This is a genomic window from Aquisalimonas sp. (assembly GCF_007120195.1).
GTDB lineage: Bacteria > Pseudomonadota > Gammaproteobacteria > Nitrococcales > Aquisalimonadaceae > Aquisalimonas.
Window position 1 is genome coordinate 1 of sequence record NZ_SKOG01000045.1, and the last position, 23,487, is coordinate 23,487.

General features: G+C 64.5%; 25 protein-coding genes. 8 read left to right on the top strand and 17 right to left on the bottom strand.

Annotation, left to right across the window (positions count from 1 at the left end; translation table 11 throughout):
- Nucleotides 1–93: 93 nt before the first annotated feature.
- The 3 genes from QZT63_RS03785 to fabB all read left to right on the top strand — a co-directional run bounded on the left by QZT63_RS03785 (nucleotide 94) and on the right by fabB (nucleotide 2,623).
- Nucleotides 94–510 (top strand): DUF4168 domain-containing protein, encoded by a 417-nt coding sequence (locus QZT63_RS03785; RefSeq protein WP_290648724.1) that lies wholly within the window; start codon nucleotides 94–96, stop codon nucleotides 508–510.
- 228 nt (nucleotides 511–738) lie between these two features.
- Entirely contained in the window at nucleotides 739–1,281 is a 543-nt protein-coding gene (gene fabA / locus QZT63_RS03790; RefSeq protein WP_290648758.1) for a bifunctional 3-hydroxydecanoyl-ACP dehydratase/trans-2-decenoyl-ACP isomerase, read from the top strand.
- Nucleotides 1,282–1,402: 121 nt separating this feature from the next.
- A complete protein-coding gene (fabB, locus tag QZT63_RS03795) occupies nucleotides 1,403–2,623 on the top strand; it encodes a beta-ketoacyl-ACP synthase I (protein WP_290648726.1) in 1,221 nt (406 codons plus the stop codon).
- Between the two features lie 220 nt (nucleotides 2,624–2,843).
- Here fabB and cyoE read toward each other — a convergent pair whose 3' ends face one another.
- The 4 genes from cyoE to QZT63_RS03815 are packed head-to-tail and all read right to left on the bottom strand — an operon-like array spanning nucleotide 2,844 to nucleotide 6,167.
- Entirely contained in the window at nucleotides 2,844–3,743 is a 900-nt protein-coding gene (cyoE, locus tag QZT63_RS03800) for a heme o synthase (protein WP_290648759.1), read from the bottom strand.
- 38 nt (nucleotides 3,744–3,781) lie between these two features.
- A complete protein-coding gene (locus tag QZT63_RS03805) occupies nucleotides 3,782–4,819 on the bottom strand; it encodes a heme A synthase (protein WP_290648728.1) in 1,038 nt (345 codons plus the stop codon).
- Nucleotides 4,820–4,822: 3 nt separating this feature from the next.
- A complete protein-coding gene (locus QZT63_RS03810) occupies nucleotides 4,823–5,434 on the bottom strand; it encodes a hypothetical protein (RefSeq protein WP_290648730.1) in 612 nt (203 codons plus the stop codon).
- Nucleotides 5,418–6,167, bottom strand: a complete 750-nt coding sequence (locus tag QZT63_RS03815) for an SURF1 family protein (protein WP_290648732.1) — start codon at nucleotides 6,165–6,167, stop codon at nucleotides 5,418–5,420. The genes QZT63_RS03810 and QZT63_RS03815 overlap by 17 nt, the downstream gene beginning before the upstream one ends.
- A 129-nt stretch (nucleotides 6,168–6,296) precedes the next feature.
- On the opposite strand from QZT63_RS03815, the gene QZT63_RS03820 reads away from it, so the two are divergent.
- Nucleotides 6,297–6,515: a twin transmembrane helix small protein gene (locus tag QZT63_RS03820; protein WP_290648734.1), complete on the top strand. Its 219-nt coding sequence runs from the start codon at nucleotides 6,297–6,299 to the stop codon at nucleotides 6,513–6,515.
- A gap of 87 nt (nucleotides 6,516–6,602) precedes the next feature.
- Here the strand turns inward: QZT63_RS03820 and QZT63_RS03825 are convergent, their stop codons facing one another.
- The 10 genes from QZT63_RS03825 to bioB form a co-directional block, all read right to left on the bottom strand.
- Nucleotides 6,603–7,463, bottom strand: coding sequence for a cytochrome c oxidase subunit 3 (locus QZT63_RS03825; protein WP_290648736.1), 861 nt, complete (start codon nucleotides 7,461–7,463; stop codon nucleotides 6,603–6,605).
- A gap of 25 nt (nucleotides 7,464–7,488) precedes the next feature.
- Entirely contained in the window at nucleotides 7,489–8,076 is a 588-nt protein-coding gene (locus tag QZT63_RS03830; protein WP_290648738.1) for a cytochrome c oxidase assembly protein, read from the bottom strand.
- A complete protein-coding gene (locus QZT63_RS03835; RefSeq protein WP_290648739.1) occupies nucleotides 8,073–8,195 on the bottom strand; it encodes a hypothetical protein in 123 nt (40 codons plus the stop codon). The genes QZT63_RS03830 and QZT63_RS03835 overlap by 4 nt, the downstream gene beginning before the upstream one ends.
- Nucleotides 8,196–8,206: 11 nt before the next feature.
- Complete coding sequence (gene ctaD, locus QZT63_RS03840; RefSeq protein WP_290648741.1) at nucleotides 8,207–9,793, bottom strand: cytochrome c oxidase subunit I; 1,587 nt, start codon at nucleotides 9,791–9,793, stop codon at nucleotides 8,207–8,209.
- Nucleotides 9,794–9,838: 45 nt separating this feature from the next.
- On the bottom strand, nucleotides 9,839–11,032 hold the full coding sequence (gene coxB / locus QZT63_RS03845) for a cytochrome c oxidase subunit II (protein WP_290648743.1): 1,194 nt from the start codon (nucleotides 11,030–11,032) through the stop codon (nucleotides 9,839–9,841).
- 48 nt (nucleotides 11,033–11,080) lie between these two features.
- Entirely contained in the window at nucleotides 11,081–11,608 is a 528-nt protein-coding gene (locus QZT63_RS03850; protein WP_290648745.1) for a DUF2244 domain-containing protein, read from the bottom strand.
- A gap of 199 nt (nucleotides 11,609–11,807) precedes the next feature.
- Nucleotides 11,808–12,488, bottom strand: a complete 681-nt coding sequence (gene bioD, locus QZT63_RS03855; RefSeq protein ID WP_290648747.1) for a dethiobiotin synthase — start codon at nucleotides 12,486–12,488, stop codon at nucleotides 11,808–11,810.
- A complete protein-coding gene (gene bioC / locus QZT63_RS03860) occupies nucleotides 12,488–13,378 on the bottom strand; it encodes a malonyl-ACP O-methyltransferase BioC (RefSeq protein ID WP_290648748.1) in 891 nt (296 codons plus the stop codon). Before bioC ends, bioD begins: the two co-directional genes overlap by 1 nt.
- Before the next feature lie 76 nt (nucleotides 13,379–13,454).
- The gene (bioF, locus tag QZT63_RS03865) at nucleotides 13,455–14,621 is read right to left on the bottom strand and encodes an 8-amino-7-oxononanoate synthase (protein ID WP_290648749.1); all 1,167 of its coding nucleotides are present in this window, start codon (nucleotides 14,619–14,621) and stop codon (nucleotides 13,455–13,457) included.
- 15 nt (nucleotides 14,622–14,636) lie between these two features.
- Nucleotides 14,637–15,644: a biotin synthase BioB gene (gene bioB, locus QZT63_RS03870; protein ID WP_290648750.1), complete on the bottom strand. Its 1,008-nt coding sequence runs from the start codon at nucleotides 15,642–15,644 to the stop codon at nucleotides 14,637–14,639.
- Between the two features lie 75 nt (nucleotides 15,645–15,719).
- Here bioB and QZT63_RS03875 point away from each other — a divergent pair, with 75 nt between their 5' ends.
- The 4 genes from QZT63_RS03875 to QZT63_RS03890 all read left to right on the top strand — a co-directional run bounded on the left by QZT63_RS03875 (nucleotide 15,720) and on the right by QZT63_RS03890 (nucleotide 17,865).
- Complete coding sequence (locus tag QZT63_RS03875) at nucleotides 15,720–16,430, top strand: ComF family protein (RefSeq protein ID WP_290648751.1); 711 nt, start codon at nucleotides 15,720–15,722, stop codon at nucleotides 16,428–16,430.
- Between the two features lie 12 nt (nucleotides 16,431–16,442).
- Nucleotides 16,443–16,796: a DUF3634 family protein gene (locus QZT63_RS03880; protein WP_290648752.1), complete on the top strand. Its 354-nt coding sequence runs from the start codon at nucleotides 16,443–16,445 to the stop codon at nucleotides 16,794–16,796.
- Nucleotides 16,797–17,248: 452 nt separating this feature from the next.
- Entirely contained in the window at nucleotides 17,249–17,485 is a 237-nt protein-coding gene (locus QZT63_RS03885; protein ID WP_290648753.1) for a type II toxin-antitoxin system prevent-host-death family antitoxin, read from the top strand.
- On the top strand, nucleotides 17,482–17,865 hold the full coding sequence (locus QZT63_RS03890) for a type II toxin-antitoxin system VapC family toxin (protein ID WP_290648754.1): 384 nt from the start codon (nucleotides 17,482–17,484) through the stop codon (nucleotides 17,863–17,865). Before QZT63_RS03885 ends, QZT63_RS03890 begins: the two co-directional genes overlap by 4 nt.
- Nucleotides 17,866–18,120: 255 nt before the next feature.
- On the opposite strand, the gene QZT63_RS03895 is transcribed toward QZT63_RS03890, so the two are convergent.
- The 3 genes from QZT63_RS03895 to QZT63_RS03905 form a co-directional block, all read right to left on the bottom strand.
- Complete coding sequence (locus QZT63_RS03895; protein ID WP_290648755.1) at nucleotides 18,121–20,427, bottom strand: mechanosensitive ion channel domain-containing protein; 2,307 nt, start codon at nucleotides 20,425–20,427, stop codon at nucleotides 18,121–18,123.
- Between the two features lie 69 nt (nucleotides 20,428–20,496).
- A complete protein-coding gene (locus QZT63_RS03900; RefSeq protein ID WP_290648756.1) occupies nucleotides 20,497–22,791 on the bottom strand; it encodes an NADP-dependent malic enzyme in 2,295 nt (764 codons plus the stop codon).
- A gap of 195 nt (nucleotides 22,792–22,986) precedes the next feature.
- The coding region (locus tag QZT63_RS03905; RefSeq protein WP_290648757.1) for an outer membrane beta-barrel protein at nucleotides 22,987–23,487 on the bottom strand (501 nt) is incomplete at its 5' end.

The window sequence follows — 23,487 nt, forward strand, 5'->3', positions numbered from 1 at the left end:
AGGCCATTGTAACGCAGCCGATAAGGCAACCTGGCATGACCCCTGCATTTATAGCGGGCACTGAATTTGAACCTACTCACGAGGAGACACCCAATGAAACACCGAAATTCGACGCGCTTCATGATTCCGGTACTGTTTTCCGGCCTGCTGCTGCTCCCTGTATTAGGCGCGCAGGCCTTTGAAGAGGCCGAAGATGGCCAGGCAGACACCTACGAACAGCAGCCAGACGGGATGGCCGAACAGCAGGAATTTGACGACGAAACGCTGGAACGCTTCGCCGATGCCTATGTCAAGGTAGGGGAGATCCATCGCGAGTATTCCGAGAAGCTTCAGGGCGCGGAAGCGACCGAGGACGCCCAGGGTCTGCAGCAGGAAGCCAACGACGAGATGGTGCAGGCCATCCAGGACAGTGGTCTTGAAGTGCAGGAGTATTCCGCCGTCGCTGCCGCGCTTGAGCGGGACCCCGAGATGCGCGAAGAGGTCGTCGGCATGATCGAGGCGCGGCAGTAACGACGTCGCGCGCACGCCACCGGCCCCCGACTCGGTAGCCGGCAGGCCACAAAGCTTTCAAGTGGTTGCCCTCCACGTTTGCCCCGTGTCCGCACGGGGTTTTTTTTGGACAACTCCCCGCATCCTACTCGATACAAGGCGGCGTATCCCTTACACTTTGCCCTTATTCATGAACGCGGCTGCCGCGACGGTGCGCCGACGCGTCCGATGCCGCCGCCCGAGGGTCAGATGGCGACGAATCCGCACTACAGCAAGAACGACTCAAGCTTCGACTACAACGACCTGATTCGCTGTGGGGAGGGGCGGTTATTCGGTCCTGGCAACCCCCAGTTGCCCAAACCCAACATGCTCATGCTCGACCGAATCGTTAACATTGATGACACGAGCGGCGCATATGGTAAGGGTCAAATTCACGCTGAGCTCGATGTTCACCCGGACCTGTGGTTTTTTGCCTGCCACTTTGAGAATGACCCTGTGATGCCGGGTTGCCTCGGGCTTGATGCCATGTGGCAGCTGGTCGGGTTCTTCCTCGGCTGGAAAGGCGGCCTTGGCCGCGGCCGCGCGCTCGGCGCGGGGGAGGTGAAGTTCTTCGGTCAGGTGCTACCGGACGCAAAGCTGGTAACCTATCGAATTGACATGAAGCGCGTCATCATGCGCAAGCTGGTTATGGGCATTGCCGACGCGGAGATGCTCGTCGACGGCACGCCGATCTACAGTGCAGCCGACCTGCGCGTTGGCCTGTTCCAGTCGCCGGAATCCATGAGAGCGTAGCTCGGCAACCGCTTGCGCTGGCGGTGCAAAGGCGCAGTGGCGATGCGCGGTGAACCGGCAGGCCATTGCGTACATCCTGCGGGCAGGCCCGGGGCTTGAGCCTGGTGAGGAGCGAACCGGTATGAAACGTGTGGTAATTACAGGCCTTGGCATTGTTTCGTGTCTGGGCAACGACCAGGCTGAAGTCACGGCCAGTCTGCGTGATGGCCGCTCGGGTATCCGCTACCGGGAGGCGTACGAGGAAATGGGTCTGCGCAGCCGCATCGCCGGCGTGGTGGACCTGGATCTTGAAGAGCATGTCGACCGCAAGGCCCGCCGATTTATGGGGGATGCGGCCGGATACGCTTACGTCGCCATGCAGCAAGCCATCAAGGATGCCGACCTGGCGCCGGATCAGGTCTCCAACCCGCGCACCGGTCTGATCGCCGGCTCTGGCGGCGCCTCCACGGAGAACCTCGTCAAGGCGGCGGACATCCTGCGGGAGCGTGGGGTCAAGCGGGTCGGCCCCTACATGGTTCCCAAGGTCATGGGCAGTACCGTATCGGCGTGTCTGTCGACGCCGTTCCGGATCAAGGGGCTCAATTACTCCATCACCTCGGCCTGTGCCACGAGCGCCCATTGCATTGGCAGCGCCATGGAACAGATCCAGCTGGGCAAGCAGGACATCGTGTTTGCAGGCGGGGGCGAGGAAGAGCACTGGAGCATGACCATGCTTTTCGATGCCATGGGTGCGCTGTCATCCAGGCGTAACGATACACCGGCGACCGCCTCACGCGCCTACGACGCTGATCGAGACGGATTCGTCATCGCCGGCGGTGGTGCCATGCTGGTGGTTGAGGAGTTGGAGCACGCCCGCGCGCGAGGCGCCCAGATCTATGCTGAGCTGACGGGCTACGGGGCCACATCCGACGGATACGATATGGTCGCGCCCTCCGGAGAGGGCGCCACGCGATGCATGCAACAGGCTCTCCTGACCCACGACGGGCCCATCGACTACATCAATGCCCACGGCACAAGCACCCCCGCCGGCGACATCACTGAACTCAGCGCGATTCGCGACGTATTTGGCGAGCAGATACCGGCGATCAGTTCCACGAAGTCGCTGACAGGCCATTCGCTGGGTGCGGCCGGTGCCCACGAAGTCATCTACAGCCTGCTCATGATGAAGGGCGATTTTATTACCGCCTCCGCCAACATCGACAACCTTGACCCGGAGGCTGAAGGTATGCCCATCGTTCGCGACCGCCAGGATAGCGCGAACCTTCGGGCAGTGATGTCCAACAGCTTCGGCTTTGGCGGCACCAACAGCAGTTTGGTATTCCGCCGCTGGGGCGAGGGCTGAGCCGCTGGTACCGCTGAACGCCGTGTCTTGAACGGGGCAACGGGCGGTTACGACCAGTCTGACCGTTCGAATGGAGGCCGGACTGGCGGTCATGCCAGCCCGGTGCCATCCCCTGCTTGCCGAGTCGCCTCTTGCACACAGGCCAGCGAGGCGAATCGGCCGCTGTGGTAGGCAAAGGGGGACGCCCGAGGACGCGCAAGCCGCAGGCACCCCCCGGGGGTCAGGCCGGAACGAACCGGGACAGCAGCGGCAGGTAATGATCCACCAGCAGCAAGCCGAACACTCCCATCAGATAGGTAATTGAGTAACTGAATGCCCGCATCGGCAGCCGCGCGTCCTCCGAGAGACGCATGGCAATTGCGTAATACAGAAACCCCGCGTTCAGGAAGAGGACGCCGACCAGATACAGCGGCCCGCTCATTTGCGTCGCGAATGGCAACAGGCTGGCCGCCGCCAGCAGCACCGTATACCATAGGATCTGGACTTCGGTGAAACGCACGCCATGGGTCACCGGCAGCATGGGGATGTCAACCTTGGCGTAGTCTTTACGCCGATGAATCGCCAGCGCCCAGAAGTGCGGCGGTGTCCAGATGAAGATAATCAGAAACAATAACAGCGCGTGTGGGTCAATGGTTCCCGTCACCGAGGCCCAGCCCAGCACCGGCGGTGCGGCGCCAGCGGCGCCGCCGATGACGATGTTCTGGGGCGTGGCCCGCTTCAAGTACATGGTGTAGACGAACGCGTAGCCCATGACCGACAAGAACGTGAGCAAGGCCGTCAGCGGATTGACCAGCCAGTACAGCGTCCCGAGCCCGAGGATCCCAATGGCGCCCGCGAAGACCACGGCCCGGGCAACGGGCAAATTACCCCGAGGCAGCGGCCGACCACGGGTTCGCGCCATGGCGGCGTCAACCTTTTCATCGACGATCTGATTGATGGCCGCAGCGGACGCACTGCTCAGCGCGATCCCCAGGCTGCCGAAGATCAGGGCATTCCAGGGTACTTCCGCGGGCGGTGCGGCAAGCACCATACCGACGATGGCGGTAAACACCAGCAAGGCGACCACTTTCGGCTTGCAGAGATCGTAGTAGTCTTCCCACTGGCGCGTGAGTTCCGCCATACCTCTGAGCCCGGTGAACCGTGTCGAGATGCTTGAAGTCACACCGGCTGCTCCCGCATGAACGTGGCCGATGTCCGCAAAGGACGAAGGGTATGGTAAAGGGTGATTACGCTCAACAGCAGTAATGCCGCCCCCCCATTGTGAGCAACCGCCACGAACAAGGGCAGCCCCGCCAGCACATTGGTAATGCCGAGCGCCCATTGAACCCCGAGAACAGCCACCATCACGCCCGCCAGCAGGCGCGGCGGCACAGTCCGGGCCCGCAGCCACACGGCGACAGCCAGTGCGATCACGGCGAATGCGGTGACGACGGCACCGATACGATGCACAAAATGCACGGCAACCCGGGCCGGGTGATCAAGCACGCCAAACTCATAGTCCACCCCGAGCCCTTTCCAGAGGACAAACGCGTCGGCGTAGTTTGCCTCGGGCCACCATTGCCCTCCGCAGCGAGGGAAATCCGTGCATGCCAGTGCAGCGTAGTTCGTACTGACCCACCCACCGAGGGCAATCTGGGCGACAACGATGCCAAGCACCACGAGCACCCATGGCCGCAATGATTGCGCCGCCTCGCTGCGCGCCGCCTGCAGAAACCCTCCGGTACGCAGGGTGAGCCACCACAGCAGGGCCAAGGTCGCCATGCCGCCGAGCAGGTGCATGGTCACCACCAGCGGTTTGAGTTGCCAGGTCACCGTCCACATGCCGAGCACGGACTGGGCAACAATCAGGACTCCGAGCAACAACGGCAACCGCAGCGGCTGAGCCGCATCCCGCCGATTGCGCACGGCAATCACCACCATGGCGAGCACCGTCAGCCCGAGAATCCCGGCGGCGTAGCGGTGAATCATCTCCTTCCAGGCCTTGCCCACGTGCACCGGCCGCTCGGGGTGGGCGAGATTGGCCGCCTCGATGGCCTCCGGCGTCTGCGGCACACCCAACAGCATGCCATAGCACCCGGGCCAGTCCGGACAGCCAAGGCCGGCATCCTCCAGGCGCACCCAGGCGCCGAGCAGCACGACAACTACCGTCAGAATCGATGCCGCCAGGCATAGGCGGAAGAACCTCGCAGTGCGCATGGATCAGTCTTGCTCCGAGAGGCCGTCAAGGCGCTCGATGTCGATATTGGAAAGACGTAACAGATGCTTCATATCCGCCAGCATGCCGGAGGGCTCAAACGGATCGCTGTAGCGCATCATGCGGTAGCCGCGGGTGTCGGCCAGGCTCAGCGACAGGGCCTCGTTCCCGTTTCCCACCCAGTCGGTGGGGCCGGCGACCACATACAGGTCACGGTGCCGGGCGAGCACCGCTTCGGGGGGCGGATCGACGCCTTCCGGCAAGACCAGGACGCGTTGCGCCCGGTCGGTGTGTTGCGCCAGCGCAAGGCGTATCTGCCGGGTCGCCCGGAGTCGCTCCACACAGGCGTCTTCGCACGGGCCGCGCGAGACCATCAGCATGGTCCATTTGCCCCGGAAGTCCAAGGCGTTATCGTCCCCGGGACCGACCATCTGCCTGAGTTCCGGAGGATTCAGGCGGGTGGGGGTGTCGAGGAGCTCACCGTGATTGGATGTCGTCGCCGGCCGCCAACCCGAAAAGAACAGTGTCCAGGCGACAGCCGCCGGTACGACAAACACCGCCAGCAGCAACAATAGCATCCGGCGACCGCGCCGGGTTTGCTCATCCCTCTGCGTCATCGGCAGTTACTCGTCGCAGGTTCACAGCAATAAAGATCACCACGAGGGCGGCCGCGAGTCCAAACCACTGAACCGCATAACCCTGGTTGCGCTCTGGGCCATAGCCTTCCTCGAAGGCCGGCCCCCACTCGCGGGTAAACCCATCCGGTGCGGCGGGGTCCAGGCGCAGCACCACGGGGAGCAGCGGATATCCCAGGCGCTCTTCGAGTTCGTCATAGGCGACGTACTGAATGCGCAGGGGCCAGCCCGTCTCGCCGTCGGCAATACCTCCGAGGCGCAAGCCCGTGGGTGGACCCTGATCCACGTGCCCTTGGATCTCCCGCCGGCTGTCCCCCACGGCCACATCCGGAAGCTCGGAGCGCCTGTCCCCAGCCGGCACCCAGCCCCGGTCCACCAGCACCGCCTCGTCCCGGCCCTCCAGATGTAATGGGGTCAGAACATGGTAACCGGTCTGCCGCCGGTGGGGCTGATTGTCCACAAGCAATTGCCGGTCATCGTCGTAGGTGCCCCGCGCGCCCGCGTTCAGCGGTTGGCTGTCCGAATCGGAGACGCCATCGCGATTCAGGTCGATTGTCAATCGCTGATCCCGGGTTTCATAGGCGGTTGCTATGGCCTGCCGCTGCTCCGCGCGCTCAAGCTGCCAGAATCCGAGCGATATCAGCACCGGCAAGGCAAGCAGCGTTGCCACGGTCGGCACCAGGCTCGGCGTGAATGTAAAGCGCCCGATGCGCATGATCATCTCCGAATGCCGGGGTGTCAGCTCCCGCACATCCTGCGTATACTCCTTCGATCGGTCGTCGCCAGACGGCCAGCGTGAGCTTACCCCCGGGGCGCCCGCGCTCCGCTGTCCAGGTCAACGCCCATGACCATCGTCATCAAAATTTCCATCGTTTTGGCCATGGTGGCCATTGTGTTCAGCCTCTTCTCCGGCGCGGTCTTCCTCGTCCGCGACAAGAGCGACTCCCGTCGGGTGGTGCGCGCCCTAACCTGGCGCATCGGACTTTCGATCGGGTTGTTCCTCGTGCTGATAGCCCTCCTGCTGACGGGCGTTATCGAGCCGAACGAACCCTTCCGCCGTTAGACGGGCGGAAGGGCTGTTAAGCTGCCGGTGAACTCGATGATGCGGCCGCGGGAGAGCCCCGCGACCGCTGCATGGGACCGACCTGCGTCAGATCACGTACACAAATACAAACAGACCCAGCCAGACCACATCCACAAAGTGCCAGTACCACGCTGCCGCCTCGAAGCCGAAATGATCATCGGCCGTGAAATGGCCCTTGATTACACGGATCAGGATCACGAATAGCGTGAGCGCACCGATGATCACGTGCACGCCGTGGAAGCCCGTGAGCATGTAGAACAATGAGCCGTAGATCCCGGTATCCATGCGCAGGCTCAGTTCTTCCCAAGCATAAACATACTCATACGCCTGGATCGAGCTAAACGTCGCCCCCAACAGCACTGTAAGGGCCAGCCCGATGATCACCTGCTTGCGGTGGTTCTCCTTCATCGCATGGTGCGCCCAGGTCAGCGTCGCACCCGAGGTCAGCAGAATCAGGGTGTTGATCGTCGGCAACGCCCAGGCGCCCATGGCCGTGAAGTCCACGTCCAGCATTCCCGGGCCAGCGGTTGGCCAGGACAGCAGTACGGAATCCCACAGAAACTGGCTGGTGGCCGCATCGTCACCGCCCAGCCAAGGGATTGAGAGCACGCGGGCGTAGAACAGCGCGCCGAAAAACGCGCCGAAGAACATCACCTCGGAGAAGATAAACCACGCCATCCCCTGGCGGAAGGACATGTCCACCTGCTCATTGTACTTCCCGGCCACGCTCTCATGGACCACGTCACGAAACCACATGACCGTCATGATCAGCGTGATGACCGCCCCCAGGATCATGATCGGAAAGCCCCAGCCGCCCCCGTTCAGATACACCGAGAAACCGGCCATGAGAAGCGCTATGCCCGGAATGCCAAAGACGGGCCAGCGGCTTTCGTGAGGTACGTAATAGGTGCCCTGTGCTAGACTCATGTTCTATTTCCTCGTGTCTCGCCGTTCAGCGCGTATTGGCGTGCAGTTCAGCGTCCTCGGGGTCAAAATCAGGGTCATCACCGGCGCCGAGGTCGAAAAGCGTATAGGACAGCGTGACCGTGTTCGTACGCTCATCGATGCGCGAGTCGATGAAGAACGTCACGGACATGTCCCGGTTCTCCCCCGCCTCGAACGGCTGCTCCGTAAAGCAAAAGCACTCCGTCTTGCGGAAGTGCCGGCCGGCGAGTCCGGGGGCCACGCTGGGCACGATCTGGCTGACCGTGTCCTCGCTCTGCCCGTTCGTCGTCCGGAAGGTCACCGTGTGCAACTCCCCGGGTGTGACCTCCATGCGCCGGACCTCGGGCTTGAATGTCCAGGGCCTGTTGCCATTGACGGTGGCGATGAACTCCACCGTGACTGTGCGGTCCTCGTCGACGGTGGCGCCATCATGGTCCGCCGCCTGCAGGTTGACAACGCCGTTCAGCCCGGTGATATCGCAGATCACGTCATACAGCGGAACAAGCGCAAATCCGAAGCCGAACATGCCGACGGTCACCAGCAACAGTTTGGTTACGGTCTTCGTATGCCTCTTGCTGGTTGTCTCATGGCTCATAGGCGCACCTGCAACAGGATAAAGGTGAGATAAACTCCGACAGCGAATGCGGCCAGGACCGCGGCGGTGGCGATGACGCCCCGCCGCTGCGGCCCCGACTTGCGGTTATTGTCGTCCAATGACCACCTCGCTACTTCACAACCGGCGGCGTTTCAAATGTGTGGTACGGCGCCGGTGACGGCAACGTCCACTCAAGGCCTTGCGCACCTTCCCACACCTGGTCAGTGACCTTCTCACCACCGCGAACACATTTGATGATGATCCATACAAACAAAAGCTGAGCGAACCCGAACACGAAGCCGCCAATGGAGGAAATCATGTTGAATTCTGCGAACTGCAGGGCGTAGTCCGGGATACGCCGCGGCATGCCAGCCAACCCCAGGAAGTGCTGCGGGAAGAACAGCACGTTCACGGAAATGACGGACACCCAGAAGTGGATCTTGCCCAGTTTTTCGTCGTACATGTGGCCGGTCCACTTCGGCAGCCAGTAATACACTGCGGCCATGATGGCGAAGATGGTCCCGGTTACCAGCACATAGTGAAAGTGGGCCACCACGAAATAGGTGTCGTGGTACTGGAGGTCCACCGGCGCCAGTGCCAGCATGACCCCGGAGAGACCACCAACAGTGAAGAGAAGCACAAAGGCGATGGAGAACAGCATGGGCGTCTCGAATGTCATGCTGCCGCGCCACATGGTGGCCATCCAGTTGAAGATCTTCACGCCAGTGGGCACCGCGACCAGCATGGTGGCGTACATGAAGAACAGCTGCCCGGCCAGTGGTAATCCCACGGTGAACATGTGATGCGCCCAGACAATGAACGACAGGAACGCAATGGATGCCGTGGCGTAGACCATGGAGCTGTAGCCGAATAGCGGTTTGCGGGCGAACGTGGGCAGGATCGCCGAGACGATACCAAAGGCAGGCAGGATCAGGATGTACACCTCAGGGTGACCGAAGAACCAGAAGATGTGCTGGAACATCACTGGATCACCGCCGCCGGCGGCATTGAAGAAGCTGGTGCCGAAGTACTGGTCAGTGAGCAGCATGGTGACCGCGCCAGCGAGCACCGGCATCACCGCAATCATCAGGAAAGCGGTAATCAGCCACGTCCATACGAACAGCGGCATCTTCATGAGGGTCATGCCCGGGGCGCGCATGTTCAGGATGGTGACCGCGATGTTGATCGAGCCCATGATCGACGAGATGCCGAGGATGTGCACCGCGAAGATCAGGAACGGGAAGGAATCCCCGAGCATTAGAACCAGCGGCGGGTACATGGTCCAGCCACTTGCTGGCGCCCCGCCGGGCATGAACAGCGTCGCCAGCAGCAGTACGAACCCCGCCGGCAGCAGCCAGAACGCCCAGTTGTTGACGCGCGGCAGCGCCATGTCCGGTGCGCCGATCTGCACCGGCACCAACCAGTTCGCCAGCCCCGTGAGCGCGGGCATGACGGCCCCGAAGATCATCACCAGGGCATGCATGGTGGTCATCTGGTTGAAGAAGTACGGGTCAACCAAGTTCAAGCCTGGCTGGAAGAGCTCCGCCCGGATGATCATCGCCATGGCACCGCCGATAAAGAACATCAGCAGGCCGAAGGACATGTAAAGGACACCGAGGTCTTTGTGGTTCGTCGTGAACAGCCAGCGCGTTATGCCGTAGGGCGGGGCATGATGGTGGTCATGCCCGTGGTGCGCGGTATCGGTTGCGGAGGACATGGGCTCGTCTACCTCTCTGTTCTCAGTCTTGTTCCCGAGCTTTGCTCAGCGGGCGTCGCGAACTTCGGACGGCTGAACGAGGTCGCCTGCATCGTTACCCCAGGCATTGCGGATGTAGGTGACCACCGCCGCAATCTCCCGATCGTCAAGGCGGCCCCCGAACGCCTGCATGGCCGTGCCGGAGACGCCGTTGATGATTACGTCGTTAACGGCACTCACGTCTCCCGTCACCATCTCGTTCCCGTCAAGTGCCGGGAAGCCGGCCATACCCTCACCCTCGGCGCGGTGGCAGGCCAGGCACTGGCTGTTGTAGACCTGCTCGCCAAGAGTCATGAGCTCGTCCTCGGACATGTCCTCGAGTTCCTCCTCGGCGACATCGTCGATATCCGCCTCCGCCGGCTCATCCCCTACCGCGGCAGCCTCACCATTTTGCTCGGCGACCCAGTCCTCGTATTCCTCCTGCTCCAGTGCGATCACCACGACGGGCATGAAGGCGTGGTCGCGGCCACACAGCTCGGCACACTGGCCGCGGTACACGCCGGGCTCTTCGATCCGGGCCCACGCCTCATTGATAAAACCGGGGATGGTGTCCTTCTTCCAACCCAGCTCCGGTACCCACCAGGAGTGGATCACGTCGTTGGCAGTGAGCAGGAAGCGGATTTTCTTGTCGATCGGGACCACCAGCGGGTTGTCGACGTCGAGCAGGTAGTGTTCCACTTCCCGGGGTGAAATTTCCGGGTTGCGCTGACGGGCCAGCTGGCTGTCGGGATCCATCCGGCTGAAGAAGCTGATGTCCTCATCCAGGTACTCGTACTCCCACATCCACTGGTAGCCGGTGACCTTGACCGTCATCTCGTAGTCGGTCGTGTCTTCCATCTTGATCATGGTCTGGGTCGCCGGTATGGAGATGCCCAGCAAGATCAGAAACGGAATCACCGTCCAGATCACCTCGACCGTGGTGTTGTGGTGGAAGTGAGCGGGTTTGGCACCGGCGGATTTGCGGAACTTCCACATCGAGTAGAAAATGCCGATGAACACGATGGCGGCAATGACACAGACGATATAGAACACCAGCATGTGCAGGTCGTAGGACAGCCGACTCAGGGACGTCACCCCCTCGGGAAGATTAAGCCCCCACGGCTGGCGCCATCCGGATTCACCCGGCGCCGCTGCCGCCGTTGACAGCAGGCCGATCAGACCCACCGCGGTGAGGGCTCTCACCAGCATCTTCGAAGTCATTCCACGCGCTCCCCCCAAAATGGAATTGGCGGCTTTATCGGTTCGTGTTCACTCGCCCGCGGAGCCAACGCGGCGGGATCCTGAATCCCCGACGGCGGCCATGGGCCCGATACATTCCACAAGCTCCTCAGCGAGAGTCTCGCGCTCTTCATCCGTGAGAAACGCACCACACTCGACCTGCTCGACGCCCGAGCGAATGATGAGCCGGGCGGGATACCACTGCAGCGGTGAACGCTGCAGCTCCACTTCAGACCAGGCACGCTGGAATTCCCAGGCCTGCTCCGGGTGGCGCCACCCCTTCTCTACCAGTACCCGGCTGGGGGTGACGCGGATCACTTCGCGGTAATTCCCCCGGCGCGCGGACACGTAGAGTGCCGCACCCAGGGCCGTGATCTCCAGCCCCGCGAAGGGCAGGATCGGCCAGAAACCCGCGAACGCGAAGGCGATCGCAATACCAAGACAAACCGCAGAGAGCATCAGGAAGATGATCAGGGTCTGCCGCCAATACACACCGGCGTTCGGCCGCAACTCGAACAACCGCGCGTCATCGGCCGAATCGCTTCGCGTCATAGCCATGGCGATGCAATCCCAAGGCCTCAAAATGACCCTGGCATGCCAGGGCAAGAACACCATGACACCGAGTCGCCTACGTAGTCTAGTTGAGTTCCCCCAAGGAGGAAAGCGGGCTGGGATCGCCCTCCGCCGGGATGGCGCACGCGGCCCGGCGCGACTCAGCCAAGTCACTGATTCGCCGTCGCCACGGGCGGCGGCGAGTTCAGCGCGGCAGCAGTGGTCCGCAATCAAGGTGCCGCATCCGCTCCCGCGGCGCCGCCCCCGGTTCCCAGGGCAATGTTGCCAGTCGCGGGCACGCAAGGCGTGCCTCGAGGCTGGCGATCTGGCCCTGCAGACGCGGCTCATCGGGCACCATGACGTTCGCGATCCAGCCCGCCAAGGGCAACCCGTCCCGACGAATCGCCTCGGCTGTGAGCAGGGCGTGATTGATGCAACCAAGCCGCACGGCGACCACCAGCACCACCGGATACCCCAGGGCAACGGCCAGATCGGCGAACCCCGTGTCGGCGGTCAGGGGGACACGCCAGCCGCCCGCTCCCTCGACCAGCAGCATATCGCCCTCTGCGGCAAGGGCCCGTGCCCCGGCAACGAGACGGGCGAGATCAATGGTGACGCCCGCTTCGGCCGCCGCAAGGTGCGGGGCGATGGCGGGCGCCAGGGCGACAGGGTTGACCTTCTCGTAGTCATGCCTGACAGCGGCCTCCGCCATCAGCGCCAGCGCGTCTTCGTTACGCAGCCCCTGCGGTGTGGTTTCGCAGCCGGACGCCACAGGCTTCATGGCGGCAGTGCGCAACCCGCAGGCGTTCAGGGCCGCGAGCAGCGCACAGCCGGCAACTGTCTTGCCCACGTTGGTATCGGTCCCCGTGACGAACACACCGCGCATCACGACCGCCCTTTCAGAGTCCGGCGAATGGCATCGAAGGAGACCGTGACGTTGCCGGCATCGTCCTTGCGCTGCGGCAGCTGATCGGTCGCCCAGGCGTGGCCGTAGACGATTTCCCACGTGGCCGGAAGGCGGCCGTCCACGTCCCGGTAGCGCTCATAGGCATCGTGCATGCGCTGCAGTCGGCCGCGCCCGGTCAGGCCCGGCGCCCGGCCCCCGGTGACGGTCTGCGCACCGATGGCCTTCAGGTCGCGCATCAACGCGCCCACGGAGTCGTAGGTGAGGTTGAAGTACTCCATGTCCATCACCGGATCCGCGAACCGGGCGGAGACCAGCGCATCGCCGATATCGTGCATATCCGCAAAACGGTTCACGTGCCGATAGCCATCGGCATCCGACCAGCTCTCGCGCAGTTGGCGCAGCGTATCGGGGCCGAACGTTGAGAACATGAGCAGGCCGCCGGGCCGCAGGACCCGCTGGCACTCCCCGAACAGGCGATCCAGATCGGCACACCACTGGAAAGTCGCGTTGGAAAACAGCAGATCCACGCTGCGATCGGCCAGCGGCAACGACTCGGCATCACCGCAGATAACCGGCACCGGGTGCAACCAGCTACCGCGCTGGCGCGCGCGGCGAAGCATGTTCGAGGACAGATCCAGCGCCATGACACGGGCCCTGCGATAGCGCTGGCGCAGCGCGGCGGTGGATCCCCCGGTACCGGCGCCGACGTCAAGTACCCGCTGCGGTGTCAGGCGGATGAAATCCAGGCGCTCCTGCAATCGCCGGCCGATCTCGTGCTGCAGCACGGCCGCCTGGTCATAGGTCTCTGCGGCGCTGTCGAAAGCGCGGCGGATGGCCGCCTTGTCAGTACCGGCGGTGTTCTCGCTCATGGAGTTGTTTCCCAGCTGTCACTGACACCATGGTACGCCTCCCGGCAGCCCGCCACGCATCGCGGCGCGGTCGCCATCATGCCGCGCCCAGGCGTGGGCGAATGGCCGCGAGCGCCTCCAGCAAGCGATCCACCTGGGCCTCGGAATGCGCCGCGGAGAGTGTCACCCGCAGTCGCGCTGTGCCCTTCGGCACCGTCGGTGGACGAATAGCGGTGACCAACACCCCACGGTCCTCCAGTGCCTGGCTCGCCTGCACAGCCGCCCCTGCGTCGCCCACCACAATGGGCTGAATGGCGGTACGCGAGGCCATCAAACGCAGCCTGAGCGCTTCGGCACCCCGGCGGAAGCGGCAGACCAGAGCCTCCAGGTGCTGCCGGCGCCACGGCTGCTGGCGGGCCAGGCGCAGGCTCGCGCGGGTGGCCGCCGCTAGCGCCGGCGGCGGCGCGGTGGTGTAGACATAAGGGCGCGCCTTGTGCACCAGCCAATCGATACAGTCCGCCGGTCCGGCCACAAATGCCCCGAACGTCCCCAGGGCCTTGCCGAGTGTCCCTACCAGCAACGGCACATCGTCCTGGCCAAGCCCCGCCTCGGCGACCGCACCTCGGCCCTCCTCCCCCAGCACGCCGATGCCGTGGGCATCATCGACCATCAGCATGGCGTCCCGGTCGCGAGCCGCCTGCGCCACGGCAGCCAGTGGCGCGACATCGCCGTCCATGCTGAACACACCGTCCGTGACCACCAGCCGTCGCCGGGCAGCCCGCTGCAGGCGCGCGGCCAGATGCGTCGCATCGCCATGGTGATACCGCTGCATGCGGGCCCCGCTCAGCAGTCCGGCATCCAGCAAGGAGGCGTGGTTGAGGCGATCCTCCACGACCAGATCGCCACGCCCGACAAACGCCGAGACCACACCCAGGTTCGCCATGTAGCCGGTGGAGAACAACAGGGCGCGCTCGCGCCCGAGCCACTCCGCAAGCTCCGCTTCCAGGGCCGCGTGCTCGCTCCGGTGGCCCGTCACGAGATGGGCGGCACCACTGCCTACACCGTCGCGATTCACCGCCTGGCGCAACGCGCCAGCGACCTCCGGCGCCTGGGCCAGGCCCAGGTAATCATTACTGCAGAACACCAGCAGCTCCCGCCCCTCCCTGGTGCGTGCGGTAACCGCGTCCACCGGCGCCAACGCCCGCGGCCGCCGCTCCAACCCGAGGGCGCGCAGCTTGTCCAATTCATCCTGCAGATCCCACATGGCCTGCCGCGCGCCTTAGGCGCCCGCGGCGGAGTCGGCGGCAGCGGCCGCCCTCGCGCACGTCGCCCCTTCCGCCTCAAGGCCCAGGCGCCGGAACAGCCGCTGGTCGTTCGCCACGTCCGGATTCCCGGTGGTCAGCAGTTTCTCGCCGTAGAAGATGCTATTGGCGCCGGCGAGAAAACACAGCGCCTGGGTCTCATCACTCATCTCCGTGCGCCCAGCCGACAGGCGGACATGGGAACGGGGCATGAGAATGCGCGCCACCGCGATGGAGCGCACGAAATCGAGCGGGTCAAGGTCCTCGGCGTCCGCCAACGGCGTGCCCGGGACGCGGATCAACTGGTTAATCGGCACGCTCTCGGGATGCGCCGGCAGGTTCGCCAGGGTACGCAGCATTGAAGCCCGGTCCGCCTGGGATTCACCCATGCCGAGGATGCCACCGCAACACACCTTCATGCCCGCTTCCCGGACCCGCTGCAGGGTATCCAGGCGATCCTGATACGTCCGTGTGGTAATGATGGCGCCGTAGAACGCTTCCGAGGTATCCACGTTGTGATTATAGTAGTCCAGGCCGGCCTGCTGGAGCGTCCGGCTCTGCTCGGCGTCCAGCATGCCCAGGGTTGCGCAGGTCTCCAGGCCCAACTCTTTGACCGCGCTGACCATCTCCGCGACTCGAACGAGGTCCCGGCCCCTGGGGCTGCGCCAGGCGGCCCCCATGCAAAAACGCGTTGCCCCCGCATCGCGAGCCGCGCGCGCGGCCTCGATCACGCTGTCCTTGTCCATCAGCGCCTCACGCTGGAGACCCGTGGCATAATGGACGCTTTGCGGGCAATACTTGCAGTCCTCGGGGCAGGCACCGGTCTTGATCGACAGCAGGGTGCTCACCTGCACTGCGTTGGGGTCGTGAAAGCGCCGGTGCACGGACTGCGCCCGGAACAGCAGATCGTTGAAAGGCAAATCGAACAGTGCCTGGATCTCGTCCAGACTCCAGTCGTGGCGCACGTCCTGGGAGGCTTCGGGCATGGTGTGGTTCTCGCGTGTGGCTGGAGTGCTTGTCTGGGATGGTAGCGAGCAACAAGGGACTGTCAACCAAAAATCATGGCTTCGGTTTACGAAAGGTTCCAATCGCTACTTCAGGCGCTCCTGCCCCCCTCGTGCCTGTGCTGCGTGGCGACCGGGGTCGGCCGCCTGGATCTGTGCGCCGGCTGTTACCGGGAGCTGCCCCGCAACCGGCATGCCTGTGGGCGCTGCGCGCTGCCGGTGCCGGCGGGCCAGCAGCGATGCGCACACTGCCAGTCCGATGCACCGGCATTCCACACCGCCATCGTTCCTTGGGTGTACGAGGCGCCGGTCGACGGGCTGATCCAGTCGCTGAAGTTCCGCGGCCAGCTGCCCGCCGGTCGCCTGCTCGGCGGGCTGTTGGCCCGGGAGCTCAAACAGCGCAAGGCCGTCGCCGACGCCATCGTGCCCATGCCGCTGCATCGCCGCCGACTCCGGGAGCGGGGCTTCAATCAAGCGGCGGAACTCGCGCGGCCCGTCAGCCGCGCCCTGGGCATTCCCGTGCGCCATGGCTGGGTACAGCGCCGGCGCCCCACCGCGGCTCAAGCCGGGCTCGGGCGTACGGATCGCCAGCGTAATTTGCGCGGCGCCTTTGTCGCCAGCGCGGCGGTCCGCGGGCGACGCATCGCGCTGCTCGATGATGTCATCACCACAGCAAGCACGGTGGATGAGGCCGCCCGGGCACTGATTCACTCAGGCGCAACGCAAGTAACCGTCTGGGCGGTGGCACGAGCGACGCTGCACCGGTAGGCTGGGCCCACCATGTCCATGAGCGCAGACCCTGTCATCGCGGTCCTGGCCGCGGCCGCACTGCTCGCGCTGGTCGCCGGGCTCGCGCTCTGGCGGCTACGCATCCGGTTCGTTGTGGAATTGTCCGGAGGCCGCGCGCATGCCCGCTCCGGCCGGCCGCCCCCGGACTTTCTGAGCGGATGCGAAGACGTCGCCCGACGGCACGGAATCAATAGCGGGAGAATCATTGGTGTGCGAGATGGGGCGAGTGTGCGCCTGCAATTCTCCCGGGCGATTCCGCAGCGCAGCCACCAGGCCTTCCGCAATGTCTGGACACCCCCGCCGCCCAACGGCGGGCCGCCGGGCGGCATGCGGGCAAGCGGCTAGTCGCCTGCACCCACCGGATCAATCCTCGTCGAAGTCCTGCTTCCACTTCGGGTTTGCCCGCGCCCGTTCCGGCTCCGCGCCCCCCGTTCGCCCCGGATAGGATACCCGGGCCTCTTGCCGAAGGAGGTTACGCTTCGATTGTGGCCCGGCATTCATGGAGACCGATGCGGCACTGCGGATGGGCTCACCCTGGAATGCCTAGGTGAAGGAGCTAGATTGCCGGCGGCTGCCTGTCCGTCGCCAACAGACGCGGATCCAGGGATCGGGATCCACGCCGGGTAGTGGAAACCCACTTGCGTGCCGCAGCCGCGGGGAGAATGTGGCGCTCGCCGGTGTGCGCGCAGGGCTCGTGCGAGCCGCCAGGGTGAGCGCCACGGGCGAGTATAGCGGGCGCCGACTTGTACGCCGCGCGCAGGTTAGCTAACCTTAGTCAACTTACACGGGAGGTCACCATGCAGGTCAACATTCACGAGGCCAAGACCCGGCTGTCGCAACTGGTGGAAAGGGCGCTCGGCGGCGAGCGGATCGTGATCGCCAAGGCTGGCACGCCCTGCCTGGAGCTGGTGCCGTACCGGGGCGAGCGGGGAGAGCGTAGACCCGGCCGACTCAAGGGGCGAATCTGGATGGCGCCGGATTTCGACAACACCCCCGATGACGTGATCGACGACTTCGAAGGCCGTTCGGGGTGAGACGCCTGCTCCTCGACACGCACGCGCTGCTTTGGTGGCTCGGTGACGCCACCGAGCTCGGCGAGCAGGCACGGGGAGCGATCATGCGCGCGGATGCCGCGTTCGTCAGCGCCGCGAGCGCCTGGGAGATCGCAATAAAGCGCGCACTGGGCAAGCTGACAGTGCCGGAGGGACTAAGCGCGGTGGTCCTCGAGGAGGGCTTCCTGGAATTGCCGATCACGCTCGCGCATAGTGAACGCGCCGGCGGACTCCCAGCGCATCACCGCGATCCATTCGATCGCATGCTCATCGCCCAGGCCCAGGCAGAGGAGCTCGTGCTCGTGACTGCTGATTGCAGGATCAATCGATACGACGTCCAGACGCTTGCCGCCGGTGTGTGAGTTCCATGAACGAAGGAGGTGTTGCCATGTCCGCTGCTACCATTGCGGACACGACGCTCGCCACCCTCCTTGGCGCGGCCTTTCTTATCGGCTGGCAGACCACCCGACGGCAGGCCTCCGAAATGCGGTGACGCTGTAGCCATGTTGCGGTGCGGGCTGAGGGGGGTGAGGCCCCGACGGAGCGATAGGGAAAGGAACCACCAGCGCACCGACCGGCGGTAGAAGACGTTACCGGTTAGACTGGCACGCGCCGGATTAATCCTCGTCGAAGTCCTGCTTCCACTTCGGGTTGGCCCGCGCCCGTTCCGGGTCCACATCCGCCTCGGTATCACCGGATGCGTGCCTGTTGCGCTGCTCGAGCAGCCGCACGCGGGCCGGCGGCGCAGTGCCGTCTTTCTCTTCGCCGAAGTAGAGCGTCATGTGCGGGTAAGGAATCTCGATACCGGCGGCCTGCAGATGGCGCTTGACCAGGCGATTGTACGCCCGCCCAATGGCCCACTGGCTTCCCGGCACGGTCTTGATACGCACGCGGACGTTAACCGAGCTGGCACCCAGCGCGGTGACACCGAAGACCTCCAGTTCGCCGACGAGCAGGCGGCCGTGCTCCGGATGCGCGGACAGCTCATCGTAGGCATCCCGCAGACGGGCGATGACCTCGTCCGTGTCTTCACGGTAGGCGACGCCGTAGTCCCCCACGTGATAACCGTAATCGCGCATGTAATTGGACACCGCGTCCACGCTGGAGAACGGCACCATGTGGTACGTCCCGGCAAGGTCGCGCATACCCAGGGAGCGGATGGTGAGCTTCTCCACGGTTCCGGTGATACCGCCTGCCGTGACCACATCACCGGTGTCAATGGCGCTCTCCAGCTGAATGAATATGCCGGTGATCACGTCCTGCACCAGCTTCTGCGCGCCGAAGCCCACCGCCAGGCCGAGCACGCCGGCGCCGGCGATCAGCGGCCCGATGTTAATGCCGACTTCCGACAGCGCGATCATCGCCGTCATGGTCACCAGCACGATGGCAACTGCGTTGCGAAAAATCGTCAGCAGCGTGCGCTCGCGGGATCCCGGCTCCCGCGTGCCGGCAGCCGGATTCAGCCGATACTCAATCCAGCTGGCGACAGCGACCCAGACGACTACAGCCGCCGCCAGGATCAGCGCCACGGTGATGGCAGTGGTCAGCACTGTGGTGCCCGCGTCGGAGACGAGCCAGGCACCCAGATCAAAGACGGCCCAGGCATCGAGCAGCAGCGCCAGAACCACCACGAGGATAATCGCCCGCACGATCTTCAGCGCCGTGGGCACGTAGGCGTTCAAACGCTGCTCGAGCAGCGGAAACCGCTGCCGGGTCTCTTCCGGGACGTGGATCTGGCGACTGATGATTTGGGTCAGCATGACCGAGACGAACAAGCCACCGCCCACAGCAACCAGCGTCTGCACCGTGGCCTGCGCCATGAACGGCAGCGCGTCGTGCGGGCGCACCAGGGTGGCGAGGGCGAGCGCAGCGAAGTAGGCGATGGCGATGATGTGCCAAACGCGGCCGAGACTCTGGAACAATGCACCCGCGAACCCGCCCGCGGCTTCCCGCGCGCGGGCCTCTAGGATTTCGCGCACCCGTGCTCGGTTCTGGCGGATGATGGTCAGGGCGTGAAGGAACGCGAGGGCCATGATCAGCACGGCCACAACCCGCCCCAGTTCCGGCGCCACGTCGGCGTTGATGATCGGCACGACCACCATCAGCCCGTAGCCAATGAACCCGGCCAGACGGGCCAACCACAGGTTCCAGTACGCCGCCTCCTCACCGGCCATGGGCAGCAAGCGCAGACCTTCGTCGCGGGCGGCGAACACGATACGGAGAAGCGCCTTGAACACCTCTACAAGCAAAAAGGCGTTCAGGAACAGCGCCTGGCGCGTATCCATCTCGCCGGCGTCGCCCAGCACGAACAAGGCCAGGGCATAGCCAATCACCCATGCCAGGATGATGATCACCAAGTCAACCGCAGCCGCGGCGAGGACTGCCACGGCCCGGCGCAGGACGCCGAACCCTTCACGGCCACTCGCCAGGACCCAATGGCTCGCTCTCGCGAACAACGGCCTGGCCAAGCGGCGGAAAAGGAAGAATGCCGTTAGGGTGACGAGGACGACCACCCCCAGCTCCAGGGCGATCGGGCCGATGGCCGCCAATCCGGCGGCGGCCTCGGCCACCTCCAGGCGCCCCAATACGGCTGCCGCCTCCCGGAATTCGGACACGAGCCCTTCGGCGACACCCTGGGTGAGGTCCGCCACGCGGCGCGGCAGTGACACCGCAAAGCTTTCCTCAGGTTCGGTGGCCAATTCCGCGCCGGCCCCGTCGGCCGCCGGCTGGGCGTGAGCCCGTAGATCGCCGATCAGTCGTTGTCGGGCCTGTTCATCCTCGAGGATATCGGCGAGGCGGGAATAGGCCTCGCTGCGCTCACCCCCGGCGGGCGCGTCCTGTGCGAGGGCAGTCACCGCTATGCCCATGGCGGTGACAAACAGCAATACCGCAAGCACAACCGTGCGAGACAGACGCGGCGTCATCACCCCCCCAGCAGAACATCCGGCGCACAGGCTGTGCCCGGCCATGGCGCGCATCATACCGGCAACCGGTTAGGCCGGCATTTTGTGTGCTTCGGCGTCCGAGGACGGGGACTGGGCGACGGTCAGTGCGCTCATGTTCACTAGCCCCCGGACGGTGACCGACTGGGTGACGACATGCACGGGCTTGTCGGCGCCGATCAGAATCGGCCCCACCGAGACACCACCCCCGAGGAGCTTCAGCAGGCTGTAGGCAATGTGCCCGGCATCTACGTTGGGCATGATGAACAGGTTGGCGGCCCCGCTCAGGCGGGACTCCGGGTAGGCCGCATCGCGGATTTCCTGGGACAGCGCCGCATCGGCGTGCATCTCGCCGTCGACCTCCAGATCCGGTTGCTCACGGTGCAGGCGCTCCACAGCCTGGCGCATGCGACGCGCCGCTTCCGTGTCCTGGCTGCCGAAATTCGAGCGCGACACCAGCGCCACCTTGGGCTCCATGCCGAAACCAGCGACCTGTTCCGCGGCCATGACGGTCATGTCCACCAGTTCATCGGCGGTGGGCTCTGAGGAGGCGTGGGAGTCGCAAATGAAAAACGTACCCGCAGGCAGAATCAGTGCCGTCAGCGTGGCGAGCGAATGCACCCCGGGCGCGACGCCGATTACGTGATTGACATCGTCGAGATGACGCTGGAACTTGCCCACGACACCGCAGATCATGCAGTCCGCGTGGCCCTTGCGCACCATCAGCGAGGCAATCACGGTGCCGTTGGTGCGCACCGCACCCTTGGCCTCGTCCGGCGAGACGCCGCGACGCCCCATGATTTTCTGGTAGTCGTTGTGGTAGTCCTCGAATCGCGGATCGTTGTCCACGTCGACGACGATCGCGTCCTGGCCGGAGCGCATACGCAGGCCCAGCTGGCTCATGCGCGCTTCAATCACCGCGGGCCTGCCGACCAGCACCGGGGTTGCCAGGCCCTCGTCCACCACTTCCTGGGCGGCCTGCAGCACCCGCCGATCTTCGCCCTCGGCGAACACGAGTCGCCGCGGCGACTGCCGCGCCCGCTCGAAGAGCGGCTTCATCAACAGCCCCGACTTGTAGACAAACTGGATCAGTTGCTGGCGATAGGCCTCGAAGTCCTCGATCGGCCTTGCCGCCACGCCGCTGCTCATGGCCGCCCGGGCCACGGCAGGCGCAATGCGCACCAGCAGCCGTGGGTCGAACGGGCTGGGAATCAGGTAGTCGGCACCAAAACGTGACTCGTGCCCCCCGTAGGCCTTGGTCACCAGCTCCGAGGGCTCGTCCAAGGCCAGGTTGGCGATGGCTTCCACGCAGGCTAGCTTCATGGCATCGTTGATGTCCGAGGCACCCACATCCAGTGCCCCGCGGAAGATGTACGGAAAACAGATGACGTTATTGACCTGGTTCGGGTAGTCCGAGCGCCCGGTGGCGAGGATGGCATCCGGGCGCACCTCGCGCGCGAGCTCCGGCAGAATCTCCGGCGTCGGGTTGGCCAGCGCCATAATCACCGGGCTGTCGGCCATGCGGCGAACCATATCGGGCTTGAGCACGTTCGGCGCCGATAACCCCAGGAACAGATCCGCGCCATCGATCACCTCATCGAGCGTGCGCGCATCAGTCTCCCGCGCATAGGCCGCCTTCCAGCGGTCCATGCCCTCCTCCCGGCCCGTATAGACCACACCATCTATATCCGTGACGGTAATGTGCTCGCGCGGCAAACCCAGCTTCACCAGCAAATCCAGGCAGGCCAGCGCCGCCGCCCCCGCCCCGGAACAGACCAGGGTCACCTCCTCGATGGATTTCCCGACCACGCGCAGGCCATTGGTCACCGCCGCCGCCACAATAATGGCCGTCCCATGCTGATCGTCGTGGAGCACCGGGATGCCCATGCGCTCGCGCAGCGCCTCCTCGACAATGAAGCACTCCGGCGCCTTGATGTCCTCCAGGTTAATACCGCCGAAGGTCGGCTCCAGCCGCACCACCGTGCGAATCAGCTCCTCCGGGTCGTTCTCGCTCACTTCCAGATCGAAGACATCAATGTTGGCGAACTTCTTGAACAGCACCGCTTTGCCTTCCATCACCGGCTTGGCGGCGAGCGGGCCAATATTGCCGAAACCCAGCACCGCGGTCCCGTTGGTGATTACCGCCACCAGATTGGCCCGCGCCGTCACCCGCGCCGCCTCCTCCGTATCCGCGAGGATCGCCTGGCAGGCCGCGCCCACCCCGGGCGAGTAGGCCAATGACAGATCACGCTGGTTCGCGAGCGGCTTGGTGGGGGTAATTTCCAGCTTCCCGGGGGTGGGTTCGCGGTGATAGCGCAGTGCCTGTTCCTGGAAATCCTTGCTCATAAGTGCATCCGCCTGCGAGTGTTGGGGATTGTTTGCCATCAAGCGTAGCCGAGTGCGGCCGCAGGTTCATCCCCCGCTGACAGCTAAGCCCGCAACAGCGCGTCGCGGATGGTCCAGCGACGCATACGCGCGCCCCATGCCCCGGGGCCACATCCTGACGCCCTCATGCATACAACCGCTGCGAACCACTACCCCTTAGGGAAAACGCAGGCGCACACCCAAGGTAATGGCGTCGAAGTCGTTGTTATTCGAATACTCAGCGCGCACCCCGAGCAGCGGCAGGGGCGCCACCGTGGCACCCACCGCCTGGAAACCGCCGCGGGTATCGCCGTCCTCATAACCGAGGCGGGCATGCAGATCAATGCCAGGGAGCGTCGTCAGTGTGGCCATGGCGCTGCCGCTGTAATTCTCGATCCGCGTCGTGCCGCCGTTGGTCTCGATGCGCCCCGTACGCAGGTAGCCGGCCTCGACCCCAAAGCGCGCGATCGCGGGCAGACGCAGCAGATCCACGCCCAGATAAACGTGACTGCCGAAACGGGAGTCCTGACTGACGTCGTCAACGTCTGTATACGCCGTTGCCACACCCCCATACAGCCCACCGAGCACGGGTGTCAGGCCATCTGCCTGGGCCTGCGCAGTCAGGCCGGCTGCGCCCAACAGACAAATCACAATGGACGACTTCATGATGCGTTGCAT

Bases quoted from the DNA above. Each gene is read 5' to 3' on its own strand.
- bioC (WP_290648748.1), bottom strand. From the start codon at position 13,378: ATGAGCGAGAACACCGCCGGTACTGACAAGGCGGCCATCCGCCGCGCT.
- QZT63_RS03785 (WP_290648724.1), top strand. From the start codon at position 94: ATGAAACACCGAAATTCGACGCGCTTCATGATTCCGGTACTGTTTTCC.
- QZT63_RS03885 (WP_290648753.1), top strand. From the start codon at position 17,249: ATGCAGGTCAACATTCACGAGGCCAAGACCCGGCTGTCGCAACTGGTG.
- QZT63_RS03830 (WP_290648738.1), bottom strand. From the start codon at position 8,076: ATGAGCCATGAGACAACCAGCAAGAGGCATACGAAGACCGTAACCAAA.
- bioD (WP_290648747.1), bottom strand. From the start codon at position 12,488: ATGCGCGGTGTGTTCGTCACGGGGACCGATACCAACGTGGGCAAGACA.
- QZT63_RS03820 (WP_290648734.1), top strand. From the start codon at position 6,297: ATGACCATCGTCATCAAAATTTCCATCGTTTTGGCCATGGTGGCCATT.
- fabA (WP_290648758.1), top strand. From the start codon at position 739: ATGGCGACGAATCCGCACTACAGCAAGAACGACTCAAGCTTCGACTAC.
- bioF (WP_290648749.1), bottom strand. From the start codon at position 14,621: ATGTGGGATCTGCAGGATGAATTGGACAAGCTGCGCGCCCTCGGGTTG.
- QZT63_RS03900 (WP_290648756.1), bottom strand. From the start codon at position 22,791: ATGAGCAAGGATTTCCAGGAACAGGCACTGCGCTATCACCGCGAACCC.
- bioB (WP_290648750.1), bottom strand. From the start codon at position 15,644: ATGCCCGAAGCCTCCCAGGACGTGCGCCACGACTGGAGTCTGGACGAG.
- fabB (WP_290648726.1), top strand. From the start codon at position 1,403: ATGAAACGTGTGGTAATTACAGGCCTTGGCATTGTTTCGTGTCTGGGC.
- coxB (WP_290648743.1), bottom strand. From the start codon at position 11,032: ATGACTTCGAAGATGCTGGTGAGAGCCCTCACCGCGGTGGGTCTGATC.
- QZT63_RS03895 (WP_290648755.1), bottom strand. From the start codon at position 20,427: ATGACGCCGCGTCTGTCTCGCACGGTTGTGCTTGCGGTATTGCTGTTT.
- ctaD (WP_290648741.1), bottom strand. From the start codon at position 9,793: ATGTCCTCCGCAACCGATACCGCGCACCACGGGCATGACCACCATCAT.
- QZT63_RS03875 (WP_290648751.1), top strand. From the start codon at position 15,720: ATGGCTTCGGTTTACGAAAGGTTCCAATCGCTACTTCAGGCGCTCCTG.
- QZT63_RS03825 (WP_290648736.1), bottom strand. From the start codon at position 7,463: ATGAGTCTAGCACAGGGCACCTATTACGTACCTCACGAAAGCCGCTGG.
- QZT63_RS03880 (WP_290648752.1), top strand. From the start codon at position 16,443: ATGTCCATGAGCGCAGACCCTGTCATCGCGGTCCTGGCCGCGGCCGCA.
- QZT63_RS03850 (WP_290648745.1), bottom strand. From the start codon at position 11,608: ATGGCTATGACGCGAAGCGATTCGGCCGATGACGCGCGGTTGTTCGAG.
- QZT63_RS03810 (WP_290648730.1), bottom strand. From the start codon at position 5,434: ATGACGCAGAGGGATGAGCAAACCCGGCGCGGTCGCCGGATGCTATTG.
- QZT63_RS03805 (WP_290648728.1), bottom strand. From the start codon at position 4,819: ATGCGCACTGCGAGGTTCTTCCGCCTATGCCTGGCGGCATCGATTCTG.
- cyoE (WP_290648759.1), bottom strand. From the start codon at position 3,743: ATGGCGGAACTCACGCGCCAGTGGGAAGACTACTACGATCTCTGCAAG.
- QZT63_RS03815 (WP_290648732.1), bottom strand. From the start codon at position 6,167: ATGCGCATCGGGCGCTTTACATTCACGCCGAGCCTGGTGCCGACCGTG.